The organism is Streptomyces sp. NPDC001709 (assembly GCF_053596375.1).
Genome location: NZ_JBSFGB010000005.1, coordinates 106,062 through 125,753 on the forward strand (window position 1 = coordinate 106,062; position 19,692 = coordinate 125,753).

19 protein-coding genes and 1 pseudogene are annotated in these 19,692 nt (G+C 70.7%); 10 read left to right on the top strand and 10 right to left on the bottom strand.

The window, feature by feature from the left end; genetic code table 11:
* The first annotated feature begins 291 nt into the window (after positions 1-291).
* Positions 292-1,275, top strand: a complete 984-nt coding sequence (locus ACWC0C_RS09405) for a L,D-transpeptidase (protein ID WP_450862856.1) — start codon at positions 292-294, stop codon at positions 1,273-1,275.
* A gap of 182 nt (positions 1,276-1,457) precedes the next feature.
* Here the strand turns inward: ACWC0C_RS09405 and ACWC0C_RS09410 are convergent, their stop codons facing one another.
* Positions 1,458-1,871, bottom strand: a complete 414-nt coding sequence (locus ACWC0C_RS09410) for an MmyB family transcriptional regulator (RefSeq protein WP_450862857.1) — start codon at positions 1,869-1,871, stop codon at positions 1,458-1,460.
* Here ACWC0C_RS09410 and ACWC0C_RS09415 point away from each other — a divergent pair.
* Positions 1,798-2,332: pseudogene (locus ACWC0C_RS09415) on the top strand (zinc-binding dehydrogenase); the annotation flags it as partial. The gene ACWC0C_RS09410 and the pseudogene ACWC0C_RS09415 overlap by 74 nt on opposite strands.
* Before the next feature lie 401 nt (positions 2,333-2,733).
* Positions 2,734-3,153, top strand: a complete 420-nt coding sequence (locus ACWC0C_RS09420; protein WP_450862859.1) for a hypothetical protein — start codon at positions 2,734-2,736, stop codon at positions 3,151-3,153.
* A gap of 133 nt (positions 3,154-3,286) precedes the next feature.
* Here the strand turns inward: ACWC0C_RS09420 and ACWC0C_RS09425 are convergent, their stop codons facing one another.
* Both ACWC0C_RS09425 and ACWC0C_RS09430 read right to left on the bottom strand, forming a co-directional pair.
* Positions 3,287-3,736, bottom strand: coding sequence for a hypothetical protein (locus ACWC0C_RS09425; RefSeq protein WP_450862860.1), 450 nt, complete (start codon positions 3,734-3,736; stop codon positions 3,287-3,289).
* A gap of 311 nt (positions 3,737-4,047) precedes the next feature.
* Entirely contained in the window at positions 4,048-5,100 is a 1,053-nt protein-coding gene (locus ACWC0C_RS09430) for a PP2C family protein-serine/threonine phosphatase (protein WP_450862862.1), read from the bottom strand.
* A 223-nt stretch (positions 5,101-5,323) separates the two neighbouring features.
* Between ACWC0C_RS09430 and ACWC0C_RS09435 the strand changes: the two genes are divergently transcribed.
* Positions 5,324-8,140, top strand: a complete 2,817-nt coding sequence (locus tag ACWC0C_RS09435; RefSeq protein WP_450862864.1) for a SpoIIE family protein phosphatase — start codon at positions 5,324-5,326, stop codon at positions 8,138-8,140.
* A 2-nt stretch (positions 8,141-8,142) separates the two neighbouring features.
* Here the strand turns inward: ACWC0C_RS09435 and ACWC0C_RS09440 are convergent, their stop codons facing one another.
* Together ACWC0C_RS09440 and ACWC0C_RS09445 are read right to left on the bottom strand one after the other, a co-directional pair.
* Positions 8,143-9,042: a metallophosphoesterase family protein gene (locus tag ACWC0C_RS09440; protein ID WP_450862865.1), complete on the bottom strand. Its 900-nt coding sequence runs from the start codon at positions 9,040-9,042 to the stop codon at positions 8,143-8,145.
* Positions 9,043-9,111: 69 nt separating this feature from the next.
* A complete protein-coding gene (locus ACWC0C_RS09445) occupies positions 9,112-9,423 on the bottom strand; it encodes a hypothetical protein (RefSeq protein WP_449196524.1) in 312 nt (103 codons plus the stop codon).
* 119 nt (positions 9,424-9,542) lie between these two features.
* Here ACWC0C_RS09445 and ACWC0C_RS09450 point away from each other — a divergent pair, with 119 nt between their 5' ends.
* The gene (locus tag ACWC0C_RS09450; protein ID WP_449196523.1) at positions 9,543-10,496 is read left to right on the top strand and encodes a GlxA family transcriptional regulator; all 954 of its coding nucleotides are present in this window, start codon (positions 9,543-9,545) and stop codon (positions 10,494-10,496) included.
* A gap of 43 nt (positions 10,497-10,539) precedes the next feature.
* A complete protein-coding gene (locus tag ACWC0C_RS09455; RefSeq protein ID WP_450862868.1) occupies positions 10,540-11,091 on the top strand; it encodes a mycothiol transferase in 552 nt (183 codons plus the stop codon).
* 273 nt (positions 11,092-11,364) lie between these two features.
* On the opposite strand, the gene ACWC0C_RS09460 is transcribed toward ACWC0C_RS09455, so the two are convergent.
* Together ACWC0C_RS09460 and ACWC0C_RS09465 are read right to left on the bottom strand one after the other, a co-directional pair.
* Positions 11,365-12,789, bottom strand: coding sequence for an MFS transporter (locus tag ACWC0C_RS09460; protein ID WP_450863179.1), 1,425 nt, complete (start codon positions 12,787-12,789; stop codon positions 11,365-11,367).
* Positions 12,790-13,075: 286 nt separating this feature from the next.
* A complete protein-coding gene (locus ACWC0C_RS09465) occupies positions 13,076-14,026 on the bottom strand; it encodes a DMT family transporter (RefSeq protein ID WP_450862870.1) in 951 nt (316 codons plus the stop codon).
* A 124-nt stretch (positions 14,027-14,150) separates the two neighbouring features.
* Between ACWC0C_RS09465 and ACWC0C_RS09470 the strand changes: the two genes are divergently transcribed.
* Complete coding sequence (locus tag ACWC0C_RS09470) at positions 14,151-14,453, top strand: hypothetical protein (RefSeq protein WP_450862872.1); 303 nt, start codon at positions 14,151-14,153, stop codon at positions 14,451-14,453.
* A 251-nt stretch (positions 14,454-14,704) separates the two neighbouring features.
* Positions 14,705-15,853 (top strand): hypothetical protein, encoded by a 1,149-nt coding sequence (locus tag ACWC0C_RS09475; protein WP_450862874.1) that lies wholly within the window; start codon positions 14,705-14,707, stop codon positions 15,851-15,853.
* Between the two features lie 899 nt (positions 15,854-16,752).
* Here the strand turns inward: ACWC0C_RS09475 and ACWC0C_RS09480 are convergent.
* Both ACWC0C_RS09480 and ACWC0C_RS09485 read right to left on the bottom strand, forming a co-directional pair.
* Entirely contained in the window at positions 16,753-16,893 is a 141-nt protein-coding gene (locus ACWC0C_RS09480) for a hypothetical protein (RefSeq protein WP_450862876.1), read from the bottom strand.
* A gap of 136 nt (positions 16,894-17,029) precedes the next feature.
* A complete protein-coding gene (locus tag ACWC0C_RS09485; protein WP_450862878.1) occupies positions 17,030-18,250 on the bottom strand; it encodes an amidohydrolase family protein in 1,221 nt (406 codons plus the stop codon).
* Positions 18,251-18,317: 67 nt separating this feature from the next.
* Here ACWC0C_RS09485 and ACWC0C_RS09490 point away from each other — a divergent pair, with 67 nt between their 5' ends.
* Together ACWC0C_RS09490 and ACWC0C_RS09495 are read left to right on the top strand one after the other, a co-directional pair.
* Positions 18,318-18,938: a TetR/AcrR family transcriptional regulator gene (locus tag ACWC0C_RS09490; RefSeq protein ID WP_450862880.1), complete on the top strand. Its 621-nt coding sequence runs from the start codon at positions 18,318-18,320 to the stop codon at positions 18,936-18,938.
* Positions 18,939-19,053: 115 nt separating this feature from the next.
* Entirely contained in the window at positions 19,054-19,296 is a 243-nt protein-coding gene (locus ACWC0C_RS09495) for a hypothetical protein (protein WP_449196516.1), read from the top strand.
* 140 nt (positions 19,297-19,436) lie between these two features.
* On the opposite strand, the gene ACWC0C_RS09500 is transcribed toward ACWC0C_RS09495, so the two are convergent.
* Positions 19,437-19,670 (bottom strand): hypothetical protein, encoded by a 234-nt coding sequence (locus tag ACWC0C_RS09500; protein WP_449196515.1) that lies wholly within the window; start codon positions 19,668-19,670, stop codon positions 19,437-19,439.
* Between the last annotated feature and the right edge of the window lie 22 nt (positions 19,671-19,692).

Consider the following 19,692-nt stretch of genomic DNA (forward strand, 5'->3'; position numbering starts at 1 on the left):
TGGAACGCGGGCAAACGCAGCCGCTGCGTCGACGAGAAGACCGCACGCCAGGCGCTCACGGACGGCGTCGCCCCCTCCCCCCGCTGCCGACGGTCACGGCATGACAGACCACTCCCCCGCCGGGCCGGCCGTGCCCTCTGCACAGGCCGGTACCACGGTCCTCGACCCGGCGGTGCGAACAGAGTTTTGGGACAGGTTTTACGCGACGCATCGCAACTACGGGCCATGCCTTCGCTGTCTGACAGGGGGTCGGGCCCGTCAGGGCCGAGGAGCGAGAGAGCGGGGCAGGTCGTGGGACGGCGCAAGGGCGGCATAGGGATCGCACTCATCACGGGTGCGATGCTGGTGGGCGTTAGTGCCTGCGGGGGCGGCAGTGACAAGGCGGGCGGGGACGACGCAAAGGCGCCGGGCAAGCCGAGTGCGAGCGCCTCTCCATCACCGACGAAGCCCGCGGGCCCGCCGATGCTGCTGGACACGATCACCCCGCAGACGGGAACCACGGTCGGCGTGGCCATGCCGATCTCGGTGGTCTTCACGAACCCGGTGGCGGCAAAGGCACGGGCCGCGGTGGAGAAGCACATGAAGGTCAGCGCGTCGCAGCCGGTGGCCGGCGCCTGGCACTGGTTCGGCGACAAGCGCGCCGACTGGCGGCCGAAGACGTACTGGCCCTCCGGCACAAAGGTGAAGATCGACGCTGACATGAAGGGCGTCAGCAACGGCAACGGACGCTACGGCGTGCGCACCTACACGCACACCTTCACGGTCGGCGACGACGTGCGCGCGGATGTCTCCGTGACCGGCCACACCATGAAGGTGACCCGGAACGGCAAGCTGGTGCGCACCCTGTCGATCAATGCGGGCAGCCCCCAGTATCCGACGTGGAACGGCACGATGGCCGTCATCGACAAGGAGGAGAAGGTCCACATGACCTCCTGCAGCGTCGGCATCAGCTGCGACAAGGGGAGCCCCAACTACTACGACCTGACGCTGCCCTGGGACATCCACCTGACCCAGTCCGGCACGTACGTGCACTACTCGACCGGCGACCCCAACCCGGGCAGCGGCAGCGCCCGCGGCTCGCACGGCTGCGTCCACCTGTCCATGTCGGACGCCAAGTGGTTCTACGGCCAGGTCAAGCAGGGCGACCCCGTCACCATCACCGGCTCGACCCGTGCCAAGGCGCCGGCCGACAACGGCTACGCCGACTTCAACCTGGGATGGGACGAGTGGCTCGCGGGCAGCGCCTCCGGGGAGGGGACGACCGCGACGCTGTGATGCGCTGCGCCGGCGGCGCGAGTCAGCACTCGATGACGCCGGCGAACAGGGCACTGAACTCCCCCATGAGCGCCGCCTCCCCGCGTGGCCACGTGCGCTCCCGGCGGGTTCCGGGCTTCGCAGCGGCTCCCGGGCCGGCCGCAGCAACGCGCGGCTGAGCCGGCCCGGGGCGAACCCGACGGTCACTTGGACGAGTCACGGGTGACGCCGTCGCTGTCGTGGCGTCCGGCGCCGGTGGCGGGCCCGTGGTGGATGCGCACGTCGTGGGCGGCGCATCGGGTGCGGAACTCGGTGCTTACGGTGGACAGCTCTCCGATGAGTTCGCGCAGTTCCTTGTCGTGTGGACAGCGACCGGCCTCAGTGCGGAGCAGGGTGACGGTCGTACTGGCGGCACTGTCCCAGTCGTCGGCGAAACGGTGTGCGCCTGGGTCGAGGAAGGAGTAGCGGGCGAAGTTGGGACGGCAGCGTTCGTCCGCGGTCCGGCTGGTGAACAGGGGCACGAACAGGGCGCGGGCGAGGGCGTTGGTGGCTACACCGGGCCAGCCGGATGCGGAGCTGATCCCCTCGCTGCCGGCCGCCTCCGACGTGCTCGGCACCGGCTGGTACGGCGCCGTCGCGGCCCAGGCCGCCCCGGCAGGACGGTGGCGGTCGTCGGTGACGGTGCGGTCGGCCTGATGGCCGTCCTGGCCGCCAAGCGGCTGGGCGCCGAGCGGGTCATCGCGATGTTCCGCCACCCCTAGCGGCAGGAACTGGCCCAGTTCTACGGCGCGACCGACATCGTGGAGGAACGCGGTGACGCGGGCGTGGCGAAGATCAAGGAACTCACGGGCGGCCTCGGGGCGCACTCGGTGGTCGAGGCCGTCGGCACCCAGGAGTCGACCATGCAGGCGATCGACGCCAGCCGTCCGGGCGGGCACTTGGGCTTCGTCGGCGTCAACTACGACGTGGCCATCCCCGGAATGAACTTCGACCTCACCTGCCACTGGAGCAGGCTCCGGAGGGCTACAAGGCGATGCACGAGCGGCGTGCCACCAAGGTGCTCCTCACCCTGGGATGAGGTGGAGCATCCAGCGGGCTCGGGCACAACACGGCGAAGGCGCTGGCCGACGACGGGCACGACCTAGTCGTCCACGTCCGCAGCCCGGTCCGTCTCACCGTCGCGCAGGACACCACCCGGTGAACGGGAATCGTCAGCGGCGTCTCCATCAAGGCTTCCGGTGTCGGGAAGTGACGGTAGACGGTGGCCACCCCCCACCTTGGCGAGGTGGGCGACGTCGTTGAGTTGCAGCGGGGTGCCGTTGTCCCGCCGCAGCCGGCTACGACCTCGGTCTGTGGAGCGGAAGGACCGACACGACATACGAAACCCCGCTTATCCCAAATCGCCACAAAACGCGCATATATGCTCACGTTGAGTAGTCAACCCCGGGGCTTGATGCCCTGGTACGAAAGGGTCGAACCATGCGCAAGATTCAGCGCGTTGCCGTCGTAGCCGCAGCGGTCGCGGGGCTCTCCGTCCTCGGCACCGGCGTCAGCGCTGCCGGTGGCTACGGCGCCCCTCCGCAGATCACCGCCGTGGCCAACTCGGAGGCCACCGCCGTGGCCATGGGGGGCGGCACCGCGGTAGCCAACTCGCAGGCCACTGCCACGGCCTCGTGGGGCGGCTACCGGTACAACCAACCGCTCTACGCCCCGCAGTCGGCGCCGTACTCCGCCCCGCAGGCAGCTCCAGCTTCCTACCCCGCTCCGCAGGCAGCTCCAGCTTCCTACCCCGCCCCGGAGGCAGCCCCAGCTCCATACTCCGCCCCGCAAGCAGACCCCTATTCCGCTCCGCAGGCAGCCCCGGCTCCCAACTCCGCGCCGCAGTACGTCGCCAACTAACGGCTCGGGCTTGCCGCCGGGGCCGGGCGGTCATTGCCGGGTGTCAGGTCCAGGGTTGCCCGGGCGCCGCCTTCCGGCGGGTTCTCGTAGGTCACCTGGGCGCCCAGGACCTGGGCCTGGCCCATGACGATGGTCAGGCCCAGACCGATCCCGGTGCCACGTTCCCGTGCCCCGGTGCGGAAGCCTTGCGGGCCTTCTGCCCGTCGACCTCCAGGGTCACTGACGGGACGCCCTGCCGGTGGGCGTTGGTGACCAGGTTGGCCAGGATCCGCTCGACCCGGCGCGGATCGGTCTCCACCACCGCGTCCTGATACACCCGTACGTCGGCTTCCCGGCCGGTAGCGGCCACGGCTCCGGCACGCCAGCTCGCCCAGCCGTACCTCCTCACGCTGGGCCTGCTCGATGCCCTGTACGTCGTGGCCTGCCACCCCCAGTACGTCCTCGACGAACCGGCGCAGGTGGTGCACGCCGCCGCTGACCAGCTCGACGGGTCGGCCGGGGGCAGCAGGCCGACGGCGGTCACCAGACCGACCACGGGCGTACGCAGTTCGTGGGCGATGTCGGCCGTGACATGCCGTTCCACCTCCAGCCGGGCGTTCAGTGTAGGTGGCCCGCACCGGCCGACGGGTGACGGTCGTACGCAAAGGGGCCGGCAGATCCTTCCGCGTGCGCCGCATCCGCGCGCTGCTGGGTGTCGGTGCGCTGGTGCACAAGGAGCCCGATGAACGCCGCAATCGGACGGTCACGCAGCCGCTGCACATGGACGCTCCGGGCTGGCCGAAGTGGTCCAGCCGCGCCGCGACAACCCTGGCTATGAACGGAAGGAGCCAGGAGCCCGTCGACGCGATGGCCCCTCACCGGGGCAGACACAGCCCCGACACCGCTTCCAGCCGTCTACGCAGAGCTGTCTTGAGCCCTGGGGCACCTGCAGCGAACGGCGACGGCCGCGATGTCGTCATCCAGCCTTCCGCCGCTGTAGTGGAGCAGGTCTCGGTGAAGCCGGTCCAGCAGCTCACGGGGCGCCGCCGGGCCGAGCTGCCGCATCCACTCCGGTAGTGGGAAGAACGTGCCGGTGCGGTCCCGGGTCTCGGTTACGCCGTCGGTGTAGAGCAGCATCTGGTCGCCTGAGGCGAAGGCGATGGTGTCGACGTTGTAGTCGTCGTAGTCGTCTCCGAGGAGCGCCGCGAGGTTGAGGGGCGGTGAGGGGACGGTGGGCTCGAGGACGCGGATCTCTCCGTTCTGCATCAGCAGGGGCGGGGGGTGCCCACAGTTGAGGATTTTCACGTGCCCGCCGACGTACGGGATCTCGGCGATCAGAGCGGTGGCGAAGTGCTCAGGCTGATCCGGGTCGAGGATCGCGACGCTGTAGCGGCACATGCTGGTCTCCAAGCGATGGATGATGCCCCTCAGGTCGGGCTGGTCGTACGCGTTCTCCCTGAAGCAGTTGATCACCGCCGAGGCCGCCCCCACCGCCGAAAGGCCCTTGCCGCGCACGTCACCGATAAGCAGCCGGACCCCGTACGGCGTGTCGGCGACCTCATAGAAGTCGCCTCCGATCCGGGCCTGCTCCTGGGCCGCGAGATACAGCGACTCGATCTCGACGTCCTGGACCCGGCGCGGTAGCGGACGTAGCAGCACCTGCTGCGCCGCGTCGGCGACGAGCCGGATCTGGAAGAGTGTCTCCTCTCGCTGGAGCCGGAGATGGCTCGTGTAGGCGGCCGCCAAGGTGACCGCGACGATCGCGGCCGCCGTGTAGGGCGTCCCCAGATCGGAGTAGACGAGGCTGAGCCCGATCATGACCATCAGGCAGAAAGCCCCCAGCAGGATCGTCGCGAGCACGGGCCACATCGCGGCGGCGAGGGCGGGTGCGGCGGGCAGAAGACGGCTGAAGGCGATCTCCCTGGGGGTGGCGAAGGCCAGGCCGGTGATGAGGACGGTGAGAATCACGGGAGACAGCAGTACGGTCTCGCGTCGGCCACCGTATGGAGGGCGGTGACGCGGAGGCCGTCCTGTCCTGATCACAAAAGGTATCTTATCGGGGCATACCGGACTTGGTTCCGTGAGAGCGGATGCTCCCATGCCCGCCGACCAGCTGCCGGGCCGGGCCACAGCAGCCGCGCGACGGGCTTGATCAGCGACGGCTTCCCCGCAGTGGTGTTATCAAGGGTGTATGGAGGTATTTTCCGGGCACCCTCGGGGCCCGGAACGTCATCCGCCCGTCGGACGCTCGCGCGAACGTCGCGCCTCCCTGCTGGACCTGCACAGTGCGGCCGGTCAGGTGTTCCTTCTGCAGGTCGTCATCGTGGTCCTGCTGGTCGTGGCCGCGATGGTGGGCATGATGCTCCAGGCGGCGAGTCAAGCTCTGCAACAGGGGCGACGGGAGTCGGTCGTCGCGGCCCAGTCGTTCGCGAGTGCCCCTGGTGTGGCCGAGGCGCTGCAGAGCCGGGACCCGACGGCGGTGCTCCAGCCACGGGCCGAGGAGGCGCGCAAGCGCGCCGGCGTGGATTTCGTCATCGTCATGAGCACGAAGGGGATCCGTTACACGTACCCCTATCCGCAGGAGATCGGGAAGAAGTTCGTCGGCACCATCGCACCGGCGCTGCAGGGCCGTACCGTCGTCGAGCAGGCCGGTGGGCCGCCACTGCCCGCGGGCAAGGGGACGGACGTGCAGGCGGTGGTCCCGGTGACCGACCGGCGCGGCAAGGTGGTCGGCCTGGTCTCCGCCGGAATCACGGTCAAGAACGTGGCGGGAATGTGGCTGCCGCAGCTGCCGATCATCCTGGCCAGCGGCGCGGCCGCGCTGGCGCTGGCCATGACGGGAACGACGCTGGTGTCCCGGCGGCTGCGGCGGCAGACGCACGGCCTGGCCCCGGTGGAGCTGGCGCAGCTGTACGAGCACCACGACGCGGTGCTGCACGCGGTGCGGGAAGGGGTGCTGATCACCAGCGCCGATGGACGACTGCTGCTCGCGAACGACGAGGCGGGGCGGCTGCTCGGACTGCCGGCGGACGCGCTGGGGCGTCCGGTGCGGGAGCTGGGACTGCCGGAGCCGGTCTTGCGCCTGCTGTCGTCACCGGAGGCGGTCACCGATGAGGTGCACCTCGCGGGGGACCGATTGCTCGCGGTGAACAAGCGGCCGACGTACCCGCGGACCGACCGGGGAGGCAGCGTGGTGACCCTCCGGGACACCACGGAGCTGGCAGCGGTCTCGGGGCGGGCCGAGGTCGCGCGGGAGCGGCTGAAGCTGCTGTACGAGGCCGGGGTGGGGATCGGGACGACGCTGGACGTCGAGCGTACGGCCCAGGAGCTGGCCGACGTGGCGGCGCGGCAGTTCGCCGACCTCGTCACGGTGGATCTGCTCGACGCGGTGCTGCGGGGGTGGGAGCCGACGGCGGAGGGCTGGCGGCATCTGCGCCGGGCGGCGATCGGCGGCGAACAGCGGATGATGCCGGTGTATCCACTGGGCGAAGTGATCACGTTCTCGGCCGGCACCCCGCAGATGCGGACGCTGCAGGAGGGGCGGGGCATGCTGGAGGCGGACCTGCGGCAGGCACGCGGCTGGCTGGAGCAGGATCCTGAGCGTGCCCGGAAGGCCCTGGACTGCGGGCTGCGATCGCTGGTGGCCGTGCCGCTGCGGGCGCGGAACGTAGCGCTGGGCGTGGCGAACTTCTACCGGACGGTGGATTCCCCGACGTTCGAGCCGGAGGATCTCGCCTTCGCTGAGGAACTGGCCGTACGGGCGGCTGTGGCCCTCGACAACGCCCGCAGGTTCACCCGGGAGCACGCGATGGCGGTGACCCTGCAGCGCAGCCTGCTGCCGCGGGGGCAGCCGGAGCAGGACGCGCTGGAGGTGGCCTGGCGGTACCTGCCCGCGGAGGCGGGGGTGGGCGGGGACTGGTTCGATGTCATCCCGCTGCCGGGCGCGCGCGTGGCCCTGGTGATGGGTGACGTCGTCGGCCACGGGCTGCACGCGGCGGCGACAATGGGGCGGCTGCGCACCGCGGTGCACAACTTCTCCACCCTGGACCTGCCCGTGGACGAGGTGCTCGGGAATCTGGACGACCTTGTCGTCCGCATGGACAACGAGGAGAACACGGGCGACGCCGCGGACAGCCACGAGGGGGAAGGAGTGACCGGAGCGACCTGTCTGTACGCGGTCTACGACCCGGTGGCCGGGGTCTGCACGATGGCCCGTGCCGGACACCCGGAACCGGTGGTGGTGCTCCCGGACGGGACGGTCGTCTGTCCTCGTGTGCCGGCCTCGGCACCCCTCGGTCTGGGCGGCTACCCCTTCGAGACCGCCGAGGTCTCCCTGCCCGAGGGTTCACACCTGGTGCTGTACACCGACGGTCTGCTGGAGAACCGCACCCACGACATCGACGTCGGGATGGAGAAGCTGAGCCGGGCGTTGGGCGGCTCCGGAGACCGCACTCCGGAGGAGACGTGTCAGGCGGTGATCGACGCGCTGAAGCCGTCGCACTGCTCGGACGACATCGCTCTGCTGACGGCACGTACGCGGATGTTCCCGCCCTCGCGGGTGGCCGAGTGGGACGTGCCGCCGGACCCGGCGCTGGTTCCCTCGGTGCGGGCGCGCTGCAGGGAGACGTTGCTGGAGTGGGGGCTGGAGGAGACCGGATTCGCCACGGAACTGATCGTCAGCGAGCTGGTCACGAACGCGATCCGGTACGGCTCGCCGCCGGTCGGCGTACGGCTGCTGCACGGACGCTGTCTGATCTGCGAGGTGTCGGACGGCAGCGGCACCTCGCCACGCCTGCGGCGGGCGGCGACCACGGACGAAGGCGGACGGGGCCTGTTCCTGGTGGCGCAGTTCGCCCAGCGTTGGGGGACGCGGTACACGCCCCGCGGCAAGGTCATCTGGGCGGAACAGGTTCTTCCCGACGGCACTTCCGCCCCCTCGGGCCCCGCACCGGTCGACTTCCTTCTCGACCAGTTCGACCTCGACCAGTTCGATGATCCCGGCATGTGAGCCTAAGTGAACTCCGAGCGCCGTGGCTCCGTGATCGCCAGGTAGGGGCCGAGCTTGTCGATGACCTCCCGCATCTCGTTCTCGTCGGCTTCATAGACGGTCTGGCCCATTCGGGGATCACGGGCGTGGAGGGTGTGAATGAGCGGGCCGTGCGGTGTGCCGAGCTGGATCAAGGAGGCGGAGGGACCGTGCACCGCGCGCTCGGTGCCGGGGCGAGCCGTGAGGTCGATACGGCTGACGACGCCGGGGGTGACCCAGACCGTGGCCTGCTCCAGATGACCGAGGAGCTGGAGGTGGAAGTGGCCGCAGAGGATGAGCTGCACATCGCTCCCGCGGATCACCGCCGCCAGCTCTTGGGCGTTGCGGAGCCCGAGCGCCCGCTGCACCTCGACGTCCAGCGTGACCGGTGGATGATGGAAAGCCAGCACGGTGCCACGCGGCGCGGGGGTTGCCACCATCTCGCTCAGCCAGTCGAGCTGAGACCGGCTGAGCCGGCCGTAGCCCTTGCCGGGCACCAAGGAGTCAAGCGTCACCAGTCGCCAACCGTCGACCGTGCTGGCAGCGGCCCGCTCATCCTCGGCTCCCTCGTACACCGCCTCAGGGTGGTCATGGCCGACGCCCAGGACCTGGGCGAACGCGCCGCGTTCGTCATGGTTGCCGGTCGTGTAGAAGACGGACGCGCCTCGCTCCCGCGCGTAGCCGCCCAGAATGTCGTGGGCCCGCGCGTACGCCTCGCGGGAACCGTCGTCGGCGACGTCCCCGGTGACGACGACAGCGTCCAGGTCGCGCAGATGGCTCACGTCGGCGAGCATGCGTCGCAGGGCGGCAGTGCCGTCAGCCCCGTCGGCGTCCGGGCCGCCAGCGCGATCGAGGTGCGTATCGGACAGATGCAGGATCCTCATGGGGCCAACTTAGCCGCCCACCAGGTGAGTTGATCAGTAGTCGCTTGCCCCGGATCCGCAGATGCCCTGTCACGCACTGTCCTTGCGTTCCACGACAAGGATGCGGGCCTGCGGCCTGGGGTGGGCCACATGGGCGTCGCCGGGCTCGACACAGCACACCCGGCCGGGCACCAGCCGTTCAACGCGTTCGACACCGTCTACGCGGTAGTGCATGTCGACGGCACCGTCGAGGACCACGAAGACCTCGGGCCCGTCGTTGACGTGCCAGACGTACGGCTGGTCGGTCCAGTGCAGACGGACCGTCGCCGTATCGAGTTCAGCCAGCTCAAGGGCGCCCCAGGGGCGGTCGGCGGTGTGGGACGCGGCGTCAAGGAAACGCATCGGTGTGCTCCTGAACAGGGGGTCAGTACGTCACGGGGTGTCCCGGGACCGCTCCACCATCTCCCGGCGCCGGACCCCACACCAGCGGCAGTAATGCCTGTGTCCGCAAGATTACTGCCATGCATCATGTGGTGGCGCTCGCCCTCCCCCGCGTGGTCGCCTTCGACCTCGCCATACCGGCCCAGATCTTCGGTGATCCAGGCGGGCCGGGCGCCTACCGGTTCACGCTGTGCGCCGCCGCGTCCGGGCCGGTGCCGAGCACCACGGGATTCGACCTCGTGGCGCCCCACGGCCTGGAGGCGCTCGCCGAGGCCGACACCGTGGTCGTCCCCGGCTTCCATCCGCTGACCGCGCCCCCGCCACCCGTCCTCGACGCGTTGCGCTCCGCGGCGGCACGCGGCGCACGCATGGTTTCGGTGTGCACCGGCGCGTTCGCTCTCGCTGCGGCTGGGCTGCTGGACGGCCGGCGTGCTACGACACACTGGATGGACGCAGACGAACTCGCCCGTCGCCACCCGAAGGTCGACGTCGACGCCGACCTCCTCTACACCGCTGAGGAACCCGTCCTGACCAGCGCCGGTTTCGCCGCCGGGATCGACCTGTGCCTGCACCTGGTACGCGAGGACCACGGCGCCCAGGCCGCGGCAGACCTCGCCCGCCGACTCGTCGTCCCGGCTCACCGGGACGGCGGACAGGCCCAGTACCTGACCCGCCCCATGCCCACCGAAGGCACCAGCATGGCTTCCGTGTGCGCCTGGGCCGTCCGGCACCTCGACCGGCCGCTGACCGTCGCCGACCTCGCCCGGCAGGCGGCCGTCTCCCCGCGTACCTTTGCCCGCCGCTTCACCACCGAGACCGGCACGACACCCCTGAGATGGCTCAACGCGCAGCGCCTGCAGGAAGCCCGCCGTCTTCTGGAAGCCACCGACCTGCCCGTCGAGGAGATCGCCCGCCGCTGCGGCCTGGGCACCGCGACCAACCTCCGGCTCCACATGGCCAGGGACGCCGCCACGACTCCCACAGGCTACCGACGCACCTTCCGCGCCCGTGCCACGCCACCGTCCCAGAAATGATCGCGGGTTCCGGGGGCGGTCCCCCTGAGCCCATGATGTGGGCATGCAGATTCCCGACCGACGGATCGAACTGTTCAACGGCACCGGCAGCGAGCACCGGTTCAGCGGCCCCGCGACCGGTGACGAGCGGAGCATGCTCGTGGCTGTGCTGGACGCCCAGCGAGCCACCCTGAAGCTGAAGTGCTCCGGGCTGGGGCCGGAGTTGGCCCTGCGGTCCGTGTCACCGTCCTCGCTCTCCCTGCTTGGCCTTGTCCGCCACCTCGCCGACGTGGAACGCCGCTGGTTCCGGGCCGTGCTCGCCGGGCACGACGTCGAACTGCGTTTCTCCGCCCCGGACATCCCCGAGGGCGACTTCGACGGTGCCAGCCCCGACCCCGACGTCGTCGCGGCGTCCTGGGCGGCCTGGAGCGCCGAAGTCGCCTTCGCGGAAGCGTTCGTCGCCGAGGCTTCGCATCTCGACATCGAGGGCCACGACCCCTGGCGGGGCACGGTCTCCCTGCGCTGGGTGCTCATCCACATGATCGAGGAGTACGCCCGCCACAACGGACATGCCGACCTGATCCGCGAACGCATTGACGGCGCGGTGGGGGTGTGACCGCGGGCGACTGCGCCGGCGGCCCCGCTGCTCTACGGCTCGATCATCCGGAAGTGCGGCCTCCGACCCGCTGATTCGCGCCCGATGCGGTGGGGGGCGTCGGCTCTGTCCGTACGGTTCTTGGCTGCTCGGGTGTGGCGCAGCCCGATCTCGTGCTGTAGTCCAGCCAGGCCTCGTCGTCCCAGGCCCGCGGTACGGCGTGGTTCGTCGAGTTCAGCGAGGGAGACGGGGCAACTCACCGCCGCGCCGGTGCCGTAGGTGCAACCGGCTGGCTCAGTCATGGCGCTGCTTCACCCGGTCGTGACCGCCGTCCTCCCGGCGTCGGCGTGTCTGCCGCGTCCTCCGGTCGGCCGATCGGTCGCGCCCCGACCGGGCGAGCAGATGACCGGGCAGCAGGCCGAGGGCGAGGACGGCGGCGGCGACGTAGAGCAGCGCCGAGCCCAGGGCGACGGTGTGGAAGCCCCGCAGGAAATGCGCGCCGCCGGGCTGGCCGGCGATGGCGCCGGCCACCGCGATGCCGATCGCGCCGCCGGCCTGGCGTGCGGTGTTGTTGATGGCCGAGGCGAGCCCGGAGCGTTCGCCGGGCACGGCGGCGATGGCCGCGGCGACGACGGCGGGGGTGAGCAGGCCCAGTCCGACGCCCCACAGCAGGAATGCGGGCAGCATGGCGCCGTAGCCCGTCGAGGGCGTCACCCGGATCAGCAAAGCCAGCCCTGCCGCCGCGAGAAGCAGTCCGGCACCGTTCGGCAGACGGGCTCCGATCCGGCTGGTGAGCCGTCCGCCGAACGGCGCGAGCACGGCCAGCGGCGCGAACAGCGGAACGATCGCCAGCCCCGCGTCGAGCGGCGAGCGGTGCTGGAGCGACTGCAGGAACAGCATCAGCACGAACAGCGTGCCCAGGGTGCACAGGTTCATCGTCCCGGCCGCCGCATTCGCCACATCGAAGCCCGGCCGCCGGAACAACGCCAGCGGCAGCATGGCCTGATCACCGCGACGCCGCTCGACGAGCACCAGCGAGACGAACGCCGCGACGGCCACCACCGCGGCCGCGAGGACCGGCACCGACCCGGCGCCCGAGCGTCCGCCCTGGATGAACGCGAACGTCGTCGTCAGCAACAGCACGCTCCCCGCCAGCAATCCCGGCACATCCAGACTCCTGGCCTGCGGGGCCCTGCTCTCCCGGACGACTGCTCCGGTCCAGGCGAGGGCCAGCAGCACGATCGGCACGTTGAGGAGGAAGATCGCACGCCAGCCGAAGCCGTCGACCAGTGCCCCGCCGAACAACGGTCCCGCGGGCAGGGCCAGGCTGCCGATACCCGCCCAAACACCGATCGCCTTCGCCTGCGCAGCCCCGTCGGGAAAGGCATCACTGATGATCGCCAGCGTCCCGGGCAGCAGCAGCGCGGCTCCGACTCCCTGCAGCACCCGGGCAGCGACCAGCACCGCGACGCCGGGAGCCAGCCCGCATGCGAGCGAGCCCACTCCGAAGACGATCAGGCCGATCAGCACGATCCGCTTGTGTCCGCGCAGATCGCCCAGTGTGCCGGCGGTCAGCATCAGCGACGCCAGTGCCAGTGCATAGCCGTCCACCACCCACTGCAGGCCGCTCACGTCGGCCCCCAGCCCGGAACCGATCCTCGGCAGCGCGACGTTCACGATCGTCACGTCGAGCAGCACCAGGAAGTAGCCCACACACATCACGACCAGCACGGTGCGCGGTGAGCCACCCTTCCCGGCCCCGGGCACCGTACGCCGCAACAGACTCACAGCGGCACCGGCCACCCGCGCCGCGTACCCGCCGGGGAACGCATCCATTCCCTGGAAGGACACGTGCCCAGAGCCCGGGGGTGCGCCGCGATCGGCCCCTGTGGCGTGTTCGGCGCCTGTGACGCGTTCAGCGCCTGGCGCTGGCGGGACCGGTGGCCTCGGGTCGAGCGGCATCTGCGGCATCTGCGGGACCTGCGGGATCGGCACCGGGCGGTGTTCAGCTCCCGGCGTCGCGGTGTCGCGCCGGGCGGGAGGAGGCGCGGGCGTCTTCCGGGCGGGCGCCGCCGGGCCGCCGCTCGGTCCTCCCGCCCGGGTCGTGGCCCGCCGCGGGCTTGTGGGCGGTGGTGAAGTAGGCGCTGATCAGGATCAGGCCGCACCCTGCGAGTTGCAGCGGAGTGGGGCGTTCGCCGAGGACCACGGCGCCCGGCGCCACCGCGCCTACCGGTGTGAGCAGCAGCAGAACGGCGCCGACGTGACTGGCCAGCTTCGGCGAGGCAGTCGCGACCAGCAGCCAGCCCACGACCTGACTGCACACCGCCACCGCCAGCAGCCAGCCCAGGACCCGCCAACCGGGCGCGCTGTCGAACCCGTACCACGCCAGGCCGGCGAGCAGCGACACCGCCGCGGCCGACACGATGACCACGGTGTACACCTGCCGCACCTGCCCACGGTGGCCGCCGCGACGCAGCAGGTAGAGGAATCCGGAGTAGCACACCGCCGCGAGTACGGCGTGGACGGTGCCCCAGCGCGGGTTGGTGCCGACGGATACGCCATGTTCCAGGAGGCCACCGGTCAGGAGGACGCCGAGGAGCAGCAGCGGCAGCCAGCTCAGGAAGCGAGCGGGGACCGGCTCCCGGTCGACCGCCCAGGCGATCAACGGCACCAGCACCACCTGCACATTCACCAGCACCGTCGACAGCCCCGCTCCCACCTCTGCGATCGCCTGCGTCCACAGCAGCATGTCCCCGGCGAACAGCACCCCTGCCGCGAACGCGAGCCCGTATCGCCGACGGGCCGGCGCACCCTCACGGTGATGTTCCACACCTGCCAGCATCAGCAGGGCGGGCAGCGCCAGGACGCACCGGTAGAACGAGGCCGTTCCGGGCGTGGTGTGCGCCAGGTCGAGCAGAACGGCCGAGGCCGACACGCACAGCGCTCCGATCGCCATACCCCAGCCCGGACGCCGTACCCCCGTCCGCGACGAGTGGGGCAGGCGCAACGGCGACCGGGCTGTCGGCGGCTGATTCCCCAGCCGTGTGCCGTGCGCCCGCCGATCGCCGGTCGGACGGGGCATGACGGTCGCTCCCCTCGTACGATCCGGGCTGTCCACGACGCGTACCCGGGACGGTGCCCGCGACACGAAGAGCGCCTTCGTGCAGATCCTGAGTGTCGTCCTGGGCGCGGGTGAGCGACGTGCGTCGTTCCGCGATCCGCTCCAGTCGGCCATGCGCACCTGTGGCGGCGCCGGATCCAGCGGGGCGATGCGCTCGCCCGTGGCCGGGCAGTCGTTTTCGGGCGGGGTCCAGCAGGGAACCGACCTCACGCTGACGGGGCGATCTGCTCCAGGACACCTCACCTATGCTGTCGTTGCGTGACGAGGCCCTACCGTTTCCCGGGCCTTCGCGGCCCGGGCGGGTACAGCTGGCTCTCGTCACCCACCTGCACCATGACCAAGGGGCGTCCCGGTGGGAACGGCGGGCGGTGAAGAAGGCGTCCGACTCAGACGGAGAGGCCGCTCAGGACCTGGGGAGGGTGGACCGGTGTGCCTGTCCTCGTGCGGGTGCCCCGGGCCGGACAACCGCTGCGTCGGTCATGCCCTCTTCCTGTGTGAGCGAGAGGGGGCGCCATGAGGGCGAGCTGGCAGCGGGGGGTCGCCGTCGGTGTCTGCGGTGGGGTGCTGAGTTGTGGGGTCCTGGCGGGGCCGGCGGCGGCAGACCAAGACCCTCCGACGATCAGCCAGGCGTATGCGGGCCCACGCCCCGGAGAGGCCATCGGGATCGATCTGCTCAACTACACCAGAAAGCCGGGCGTGCACCTGGTGGCCGAATCGCCGGTCTTCGCGGCCCCGATCCCGATGGACGATCCCGCGGGTGACACCAGCGTGGAAGGCGTCAAGGCTCCTATCCCGGCGTCGGCCAAGCCCGGATCGTATCCGCTCGTCGTCAAGGCCCGAGGCAAGGTCGTGGCCCGAGACACCATCGAGGTCAAGCCGCCGAAGCGTCCCTCCATCGACGTGGACCAAGGCGGCGCGAAGCGGCCGGGTACCAAGGTGAATCTGTTCTTCGACGACCTGTACCCCGGAGAGACCGGCAGGTCCTTCTCGGCCCATTCGACGGCGTTCACCTCGCCGGTCCGCCTCGCACACGACAAGGAGTCCTGGAACAACACCCGTAGTTTCAAGGCCCTGGACGTGCCGTTGCGGCGCACCCTCCACGACGGGACGTACGCCGTGTGGGTGACCGATGCGGATGGGAAGCGGAAAGCCGGGACTCGGCTGGAGGTCCGCTCGGCCCACCCCGGTGACGACGATTATCTGGGCAAGGCCACGGGCCCCGCGTTCTTCGGGGAGGCGGGCTATCCGCTCGACGCCCGGGTCAAGGGGTTCACGATCGCGGCGGGCCGGACGGTGTATGTCAGGTGGCAGGACGCGTATCCGGACCCCGGGGAGGAGGAGCGGATGACCGCGACGTCCCCGGCGTTCCAGGCCCCCGCCAAGCTGTCGTTCGATCTCCTCAAGGGCCACGAGGGGGATGACCCGCTCTTCTGGGGCCCGGCGCGGATCAAGCCCGACCTGAAGCCGGGCTCGTACCCCGTCACCATCGTCAGCCACAGCGGGCGAGTGAAGAAGACCAGCTACCTCACCGTTACCCAGGGCTCCGTTCATGACGACGGGGTACCGACGGCCGTGTGGGCGGGCGCGAGCGCTGGAGGCTTCGCTCTGGGCGCCGCCGCCGTGCTGCTGGTACGGAGACGCAGGCACGCGTCCCTCTCCTGAGACCCGAAACGCGCACTTCGCAACTCCCATTTCCGCAGGCCCCGGCCTTCGGCCTCCGGTTCCGCGGCACAACCCGAGTCTTGCCACAAGCCTCCTCGCGAAGCGACACCGCCGCGTACGGCGGTGTCCGCGAGGACCATGTCCCGGCGTCGGCGGGGCCGAGGAACAGCCGGGTGATGCGCTCCATCGGCCGGGATCCCCGGCCCGGGTCCGTGGCCCAGTCCGCCGGTGCTCTTGGCGTCCGCCTCGCCCATGCAGCCCCCCGAGGGCACCGGCCGGCGTACCGGAGGACCGGGCCGGAACCGGCAGCGTTTGTGCCGGTCAGCACGGTGCGCTCCGTCGCGGACAGCTTCCGTTTCGCGGCCCCGCAATCCCCGGGCGGGCCGACCCGGCAGGCTCTGAACCCACGGTCGCGGGTCAGCCGATGCCCAGATTGCCGCCGCGGTTCCCGTTGGACGCCGCCTCGGCCGCCAACGGCTCCGGGTGCCACGTCGGTATCGGGGTTTCCACCGGATCCATGGGCGACTCCAAGCGCTTGCGGCGCGTAAGCACTGGGACCGTCATGTGGTGCCGGTGGAGGGCGACTTCATGGTGACGTAGCTGGTCACCATGGCCACGCCGGGCAGGTCGGCGACCTCGACCAACGCTCGGACGCAGAAGTCCTACGGGTCACAGCGTCGGTGTGGCTGAACCTGCCGCCGCGGCGGTGCCGGTCACGGACACGGCGTCAGCTCACATCCCGCTTGGTGACGAATGACGCCGGGCCCGTCGCCACGGGGGAATGCGACGGACCCGGCCCGCTTCCCACAGTGCCACAGCCTCACGACGCGGCGCAGCCTGTCCGGGCAGAGCGCGCGTGGATAGGGATGGTCCGGCGTTCCCCGACCGCGGACCGAGTCCTACACGCCGATGTTGGTGAGTGGGACATTCCAGTCGTTGCTCTCCACGTCCCGACCGCCGTCGCCGGCTGCGGACGGAACCGCGAGCAGCACCAGCCCAGCTACGGCGACAGCCAAGACCGCCAGTACGCGACGCTTCACAATTCCTCCCGACAACGACGTCACTGACAAACCTTCACCAAGCCGCCATCCCCGCCCGCCCGGACACGCTGCCGAGCCCAGGGATTCAGCCACTCAGCGGTGGCACCACACGCCTCAGGCTCGGGGGGTGGCCTTCTCAAAGGACGGCACCGGCTTTGACCACGTGCCGCAGGTGTCGCTCTGGACGGGTGAGGACGGCCAGGTCCGCCAGGGGGTCACCGTCCACGACAAGCAGGTCGGCGTGCGCGCCCGGCGCGAGGGTGCCGATCTCGCCCTCCATCCGCAGCAGGCGGGCCGCCGTGCTGGTGGCGGAGCGGATCACGTCCGCGGCGGGCTGGACTTCGGCGCGCAGTGTGAACTCCTCCAACTGGGCTGGGTGCAGCGGCCCGAGCAGATCACTGCCGTAGACCAGATTGACGCCCGCGCGGTGGGCCTTCTCCAGTGCGGCCAGCCCATGGTCGCGGACCTGGATGAGCTTGCGGTAGGACGACTCCGGCAGGCCGGACTGCCGCCCGAGCTTCGCCGTCTGTTCGTAGGCGACCAGGGTGGGCACCAGGAAGGCGTCCCGCTCCAGCAGCAGGGCGATGGTCGCGTCGTCGATCAGGTTGCCGTGTTCGACGCAGCGGACGCCGGCCCGCAGGGCCCGATCGATGGCGCGTGGGTGGTAGGCGTGCACGGTGACGTACCGGTTGTGGTTCTCCGCCTCCTGTACGGCGGCGCGTATCTCCTCCTCGCTGTACTGGACGGCCGCGATCTCGTCGTGCGGCGAGGCCACCCCGCCGGAGAGCAGCACCTTCAGATGGGCGGCGCCCTTGCGGAACTCGTCCCGGGCCGCCGCGCGGACGGCGTCGACACCGTCGGCGATCCGGGCAAAGTGGGGGCGGCTCTCACAGCAGGGCACCGAGTCGTCCCCGAGCGGACGCAGGTCGCCGTGTCCGCCGGTCTGTGAGAGCGCCTTTCCGCCGTGGACGAGCCGCGGGCCGAGCGCCAGCCCTTCGGCCAGGGCCCGGGCCATGCCGTGGTCGGCGCCGCCGACGTCACGGACGGTGGTGAAGCCGCGCCGCAGCATGCGTTCGGCCTCCGCGAGGGCCCGGACGGTCAGGTATCCGGGGGTCCAGGAGGCGATGGCGGGCAGGTCGAGGGAGGTGACGAGCAGGTGGACGTGGGCGTCGATGAGCCCCGGCAGCACGGTGGCGCCGGCCGCCTTGAGTACCCGTACGTCCTGCCCGGCGCCGGGCGGGCGGCTGGTGCCGGTGGCGACGATCCGGCCGTCGGCGACCTCGATCCAGGCCCGGTCGGTACGAATGCCGCTCTCGGGGTGGAGCAGGTGGGCGTCGGTGATCAGCAGTCGGCTCATGACGGGTGGTCCTCTCGCGATCTCTTTCAATACGACCCGTATTGAATACACCATGTATCGTGAGGCTGTGAATTCCTCCCCGGTCGAGCCCCGCGCGCCCCGGCCCCCGCGGCGCCGCGTCCACACCAGAGCCCGCATCCTGTCGGCGGCGGGCGAGCTGTTCCTGTCCGCGGGATACGCGCGGACGAGCATCGAGGACATCTGCGCCGCCGCCGGCTACACCCGCGGGGCCTTCTACTCGAACTTCGCCACCAAGGAGGATCTGCTGCTGGCGCTGTTCGACGAGCAGGCGGCCGAGCGGATGACCGAGCTGGAGCATCTGACCGCCGCGGCCGAACAGTTGGGGCCCGAGGAGCGGGCGCGGCGGCTCGTCGAGGCGCTGCTGCGGGTCGAGGCCGCCGAAACCGGGTGGATCCTGCTCATCCTGGAGTTCCGCCTGCTGGCCGCCCGTACATCCGAGCTCGCCGACCGGGTCGCGGCACACGACCGCACGGTGACGGCCGCGCTGGCGGCCCTGCTGGAGCGGGTGCTGCCGGAGCTGGTACCGCCGGGGGCCTCCGCCGAGCAGGCCGCCGAGGTGATCCTGGCCGCACGCGAAGGTCTGCTCGCCCGTACGGCCGCGGGCGGCCCGGCTGCCGAGGAGTTGCTGAACGCGACGACGGCGGTGCTGTCTGGGTTGCTGGGCTGACACATCGGCCGCGGTGTGATCACGCTCGCGGGGGTGAGCCCAGTAGCGGATCTACCCGATCGGGGGGTAAGCCTTGTCGTCGGCCCGTCACACCAGCCGCCTAGGATCCCTGCCCATGGCAGAGGTCCCCGATGAATTGATCAAGCTGGAACGGCTCGCCGAAGAAGAACGCGCCAAGCTCGCCGGCCTCACCGGTGACGAGTACGAAGCCCAATGGCGCCGCTGGCACAAGGCGTCCGAGGCCGTACAGGCGGCCATCACCGCGCACGCCGAAGCCACCGAGGCCGGCCGGGACGAGGTGGAGCGAGCCGTGAAGACAGCCTTGCGGCACGCCCAGGAGGACCCTGCCGTCGAGTAGTGGGGGCTCGAGTCCGCGGACAGCCAGTGCACGGGACCGGGATCCGCGGCTCGCGGCCCACACGGCAGGCAGTCGGGACAGCGGCGTCGACCGGGCGGTGATCCCGTCTCCGGTCGACGCCGCTGCCTGCTGAGACGTAACTACGAACGCAGGAAGCCGTCCCCGTGTGCGCTGATGTGCGCTTCCAAGGCGTTCAGGGCATCCTGGGTCGCCTGTTCCGTGCCAGATCCACGCTTCTCCGCGTAGTAGGCCGCGCCGAGCTTCTTCAGCAGGTCACCTCCGGCCCGTTGGGCCTGCATCTCGTCCACCTTCTCCTTTCCCTGCTGGAGAGCCTGCTGAGCCTGCTCCTTCGCCCTGTCGAGGAATCCGGCCATGTCTGCCTCCACATCGGTGTGC

Bases quoted from the DNA above. Each gene is read 5' to 3' on its own strand.
- ACWC0C_RS09420 (WP_450862859.1), top strand. From the start codon at position 2,734: ATGCGCAAGATTCAGCGCGTTGCCGTCGTAGCCGCAGCGGTCGCGGGG.
- ACWC0C_RS09435 (WP_450862864.1), top strand. From the start codon at position 5,324: ATGGAGGTATTTTCCGGGCACCCTCGGGGCCCGGAACGTCATCCGCCC.
- ACWC0C_RS09440 (WP_450862865.1), bottom strand. From the start codon at position 9,042: ATGAGGATCCTGCATCTGTCCGATACGCACCTCGATCGCGCTGGCGGC.
- ACWC0C_RS09445 (WP_449196524.1), bottom strand. From the start codon at position 9,423: ATGCGTTTCCTTGACGCCGCGTCCCACACCGCCGACCGCCCCTGGGGC.
- ACWC0C_RS09450 (WP_449196523.1), top strand. From the start codon at position 9,543: ATGCATCATGTGGTGGCGCTCGCCCTCCCCCGCGTGGTCGCCTTCGAC.
- ACWC0C_RS09455 (WP_450862868.1), top strand. From the start codon at position 10,540: ATGCAGATTCCCGACCGACGGATCGAACTGTTCAACGGCACCGGCAGC.
- ACWC0C_RS09460 (WP_450863179.1), bottom strand. From the start codon at position 12,789: ATGTGTGTGGGCTACTTCCTGGTGCTGCTCGACGTGACGATCGTGAAC.
- ACWC0C_RS09465 (WP_450862870.1), bottom strand. From the start codon at position 14,026: ATGGCGATCGGAGCGCTGTGCGTGTCGGCCTCGGCCGTTCTGCTCGAC.
- ACWC0C_RS09470 (WP_450862872.1), top strand. From the start codon at position 14,151: ATGACGGTCGCTCCCCTCGTACGATCCGGGCTGTCCACGACGCGTACC.
- ACWC0C_RS09475 (WP_450862874.1), top strand. From the start codon at position 14,705: ATGAGGGCGAGCTGGCAGCGGGGGGTCGCCGTCGGTGTCTGCGGTGGG.
- ACWC0C_RS09485 (WP_450862878.1), bottom strand. From the start codon at position 18,250: ATGAGCCGACTGCTGATCACCGACGCCCACCTGCTCCACCCCGAGAGC.
- ACWC0C_RS09495 (WP_449196516.1), top strand. From the start codon at position 19,054: ATGGCAGAGGTCCCCGATGAATTGATCAAGCTGGAACGGCTCGCCGAA.
- ACWC0C_RS09500 (WP_449196515.1), bottom strand. From the start codon at position 19,670: ATGGCCGGATTCCTCGACAGGGCGAAGGAGCAGGCTCAGCAGGCTCTC.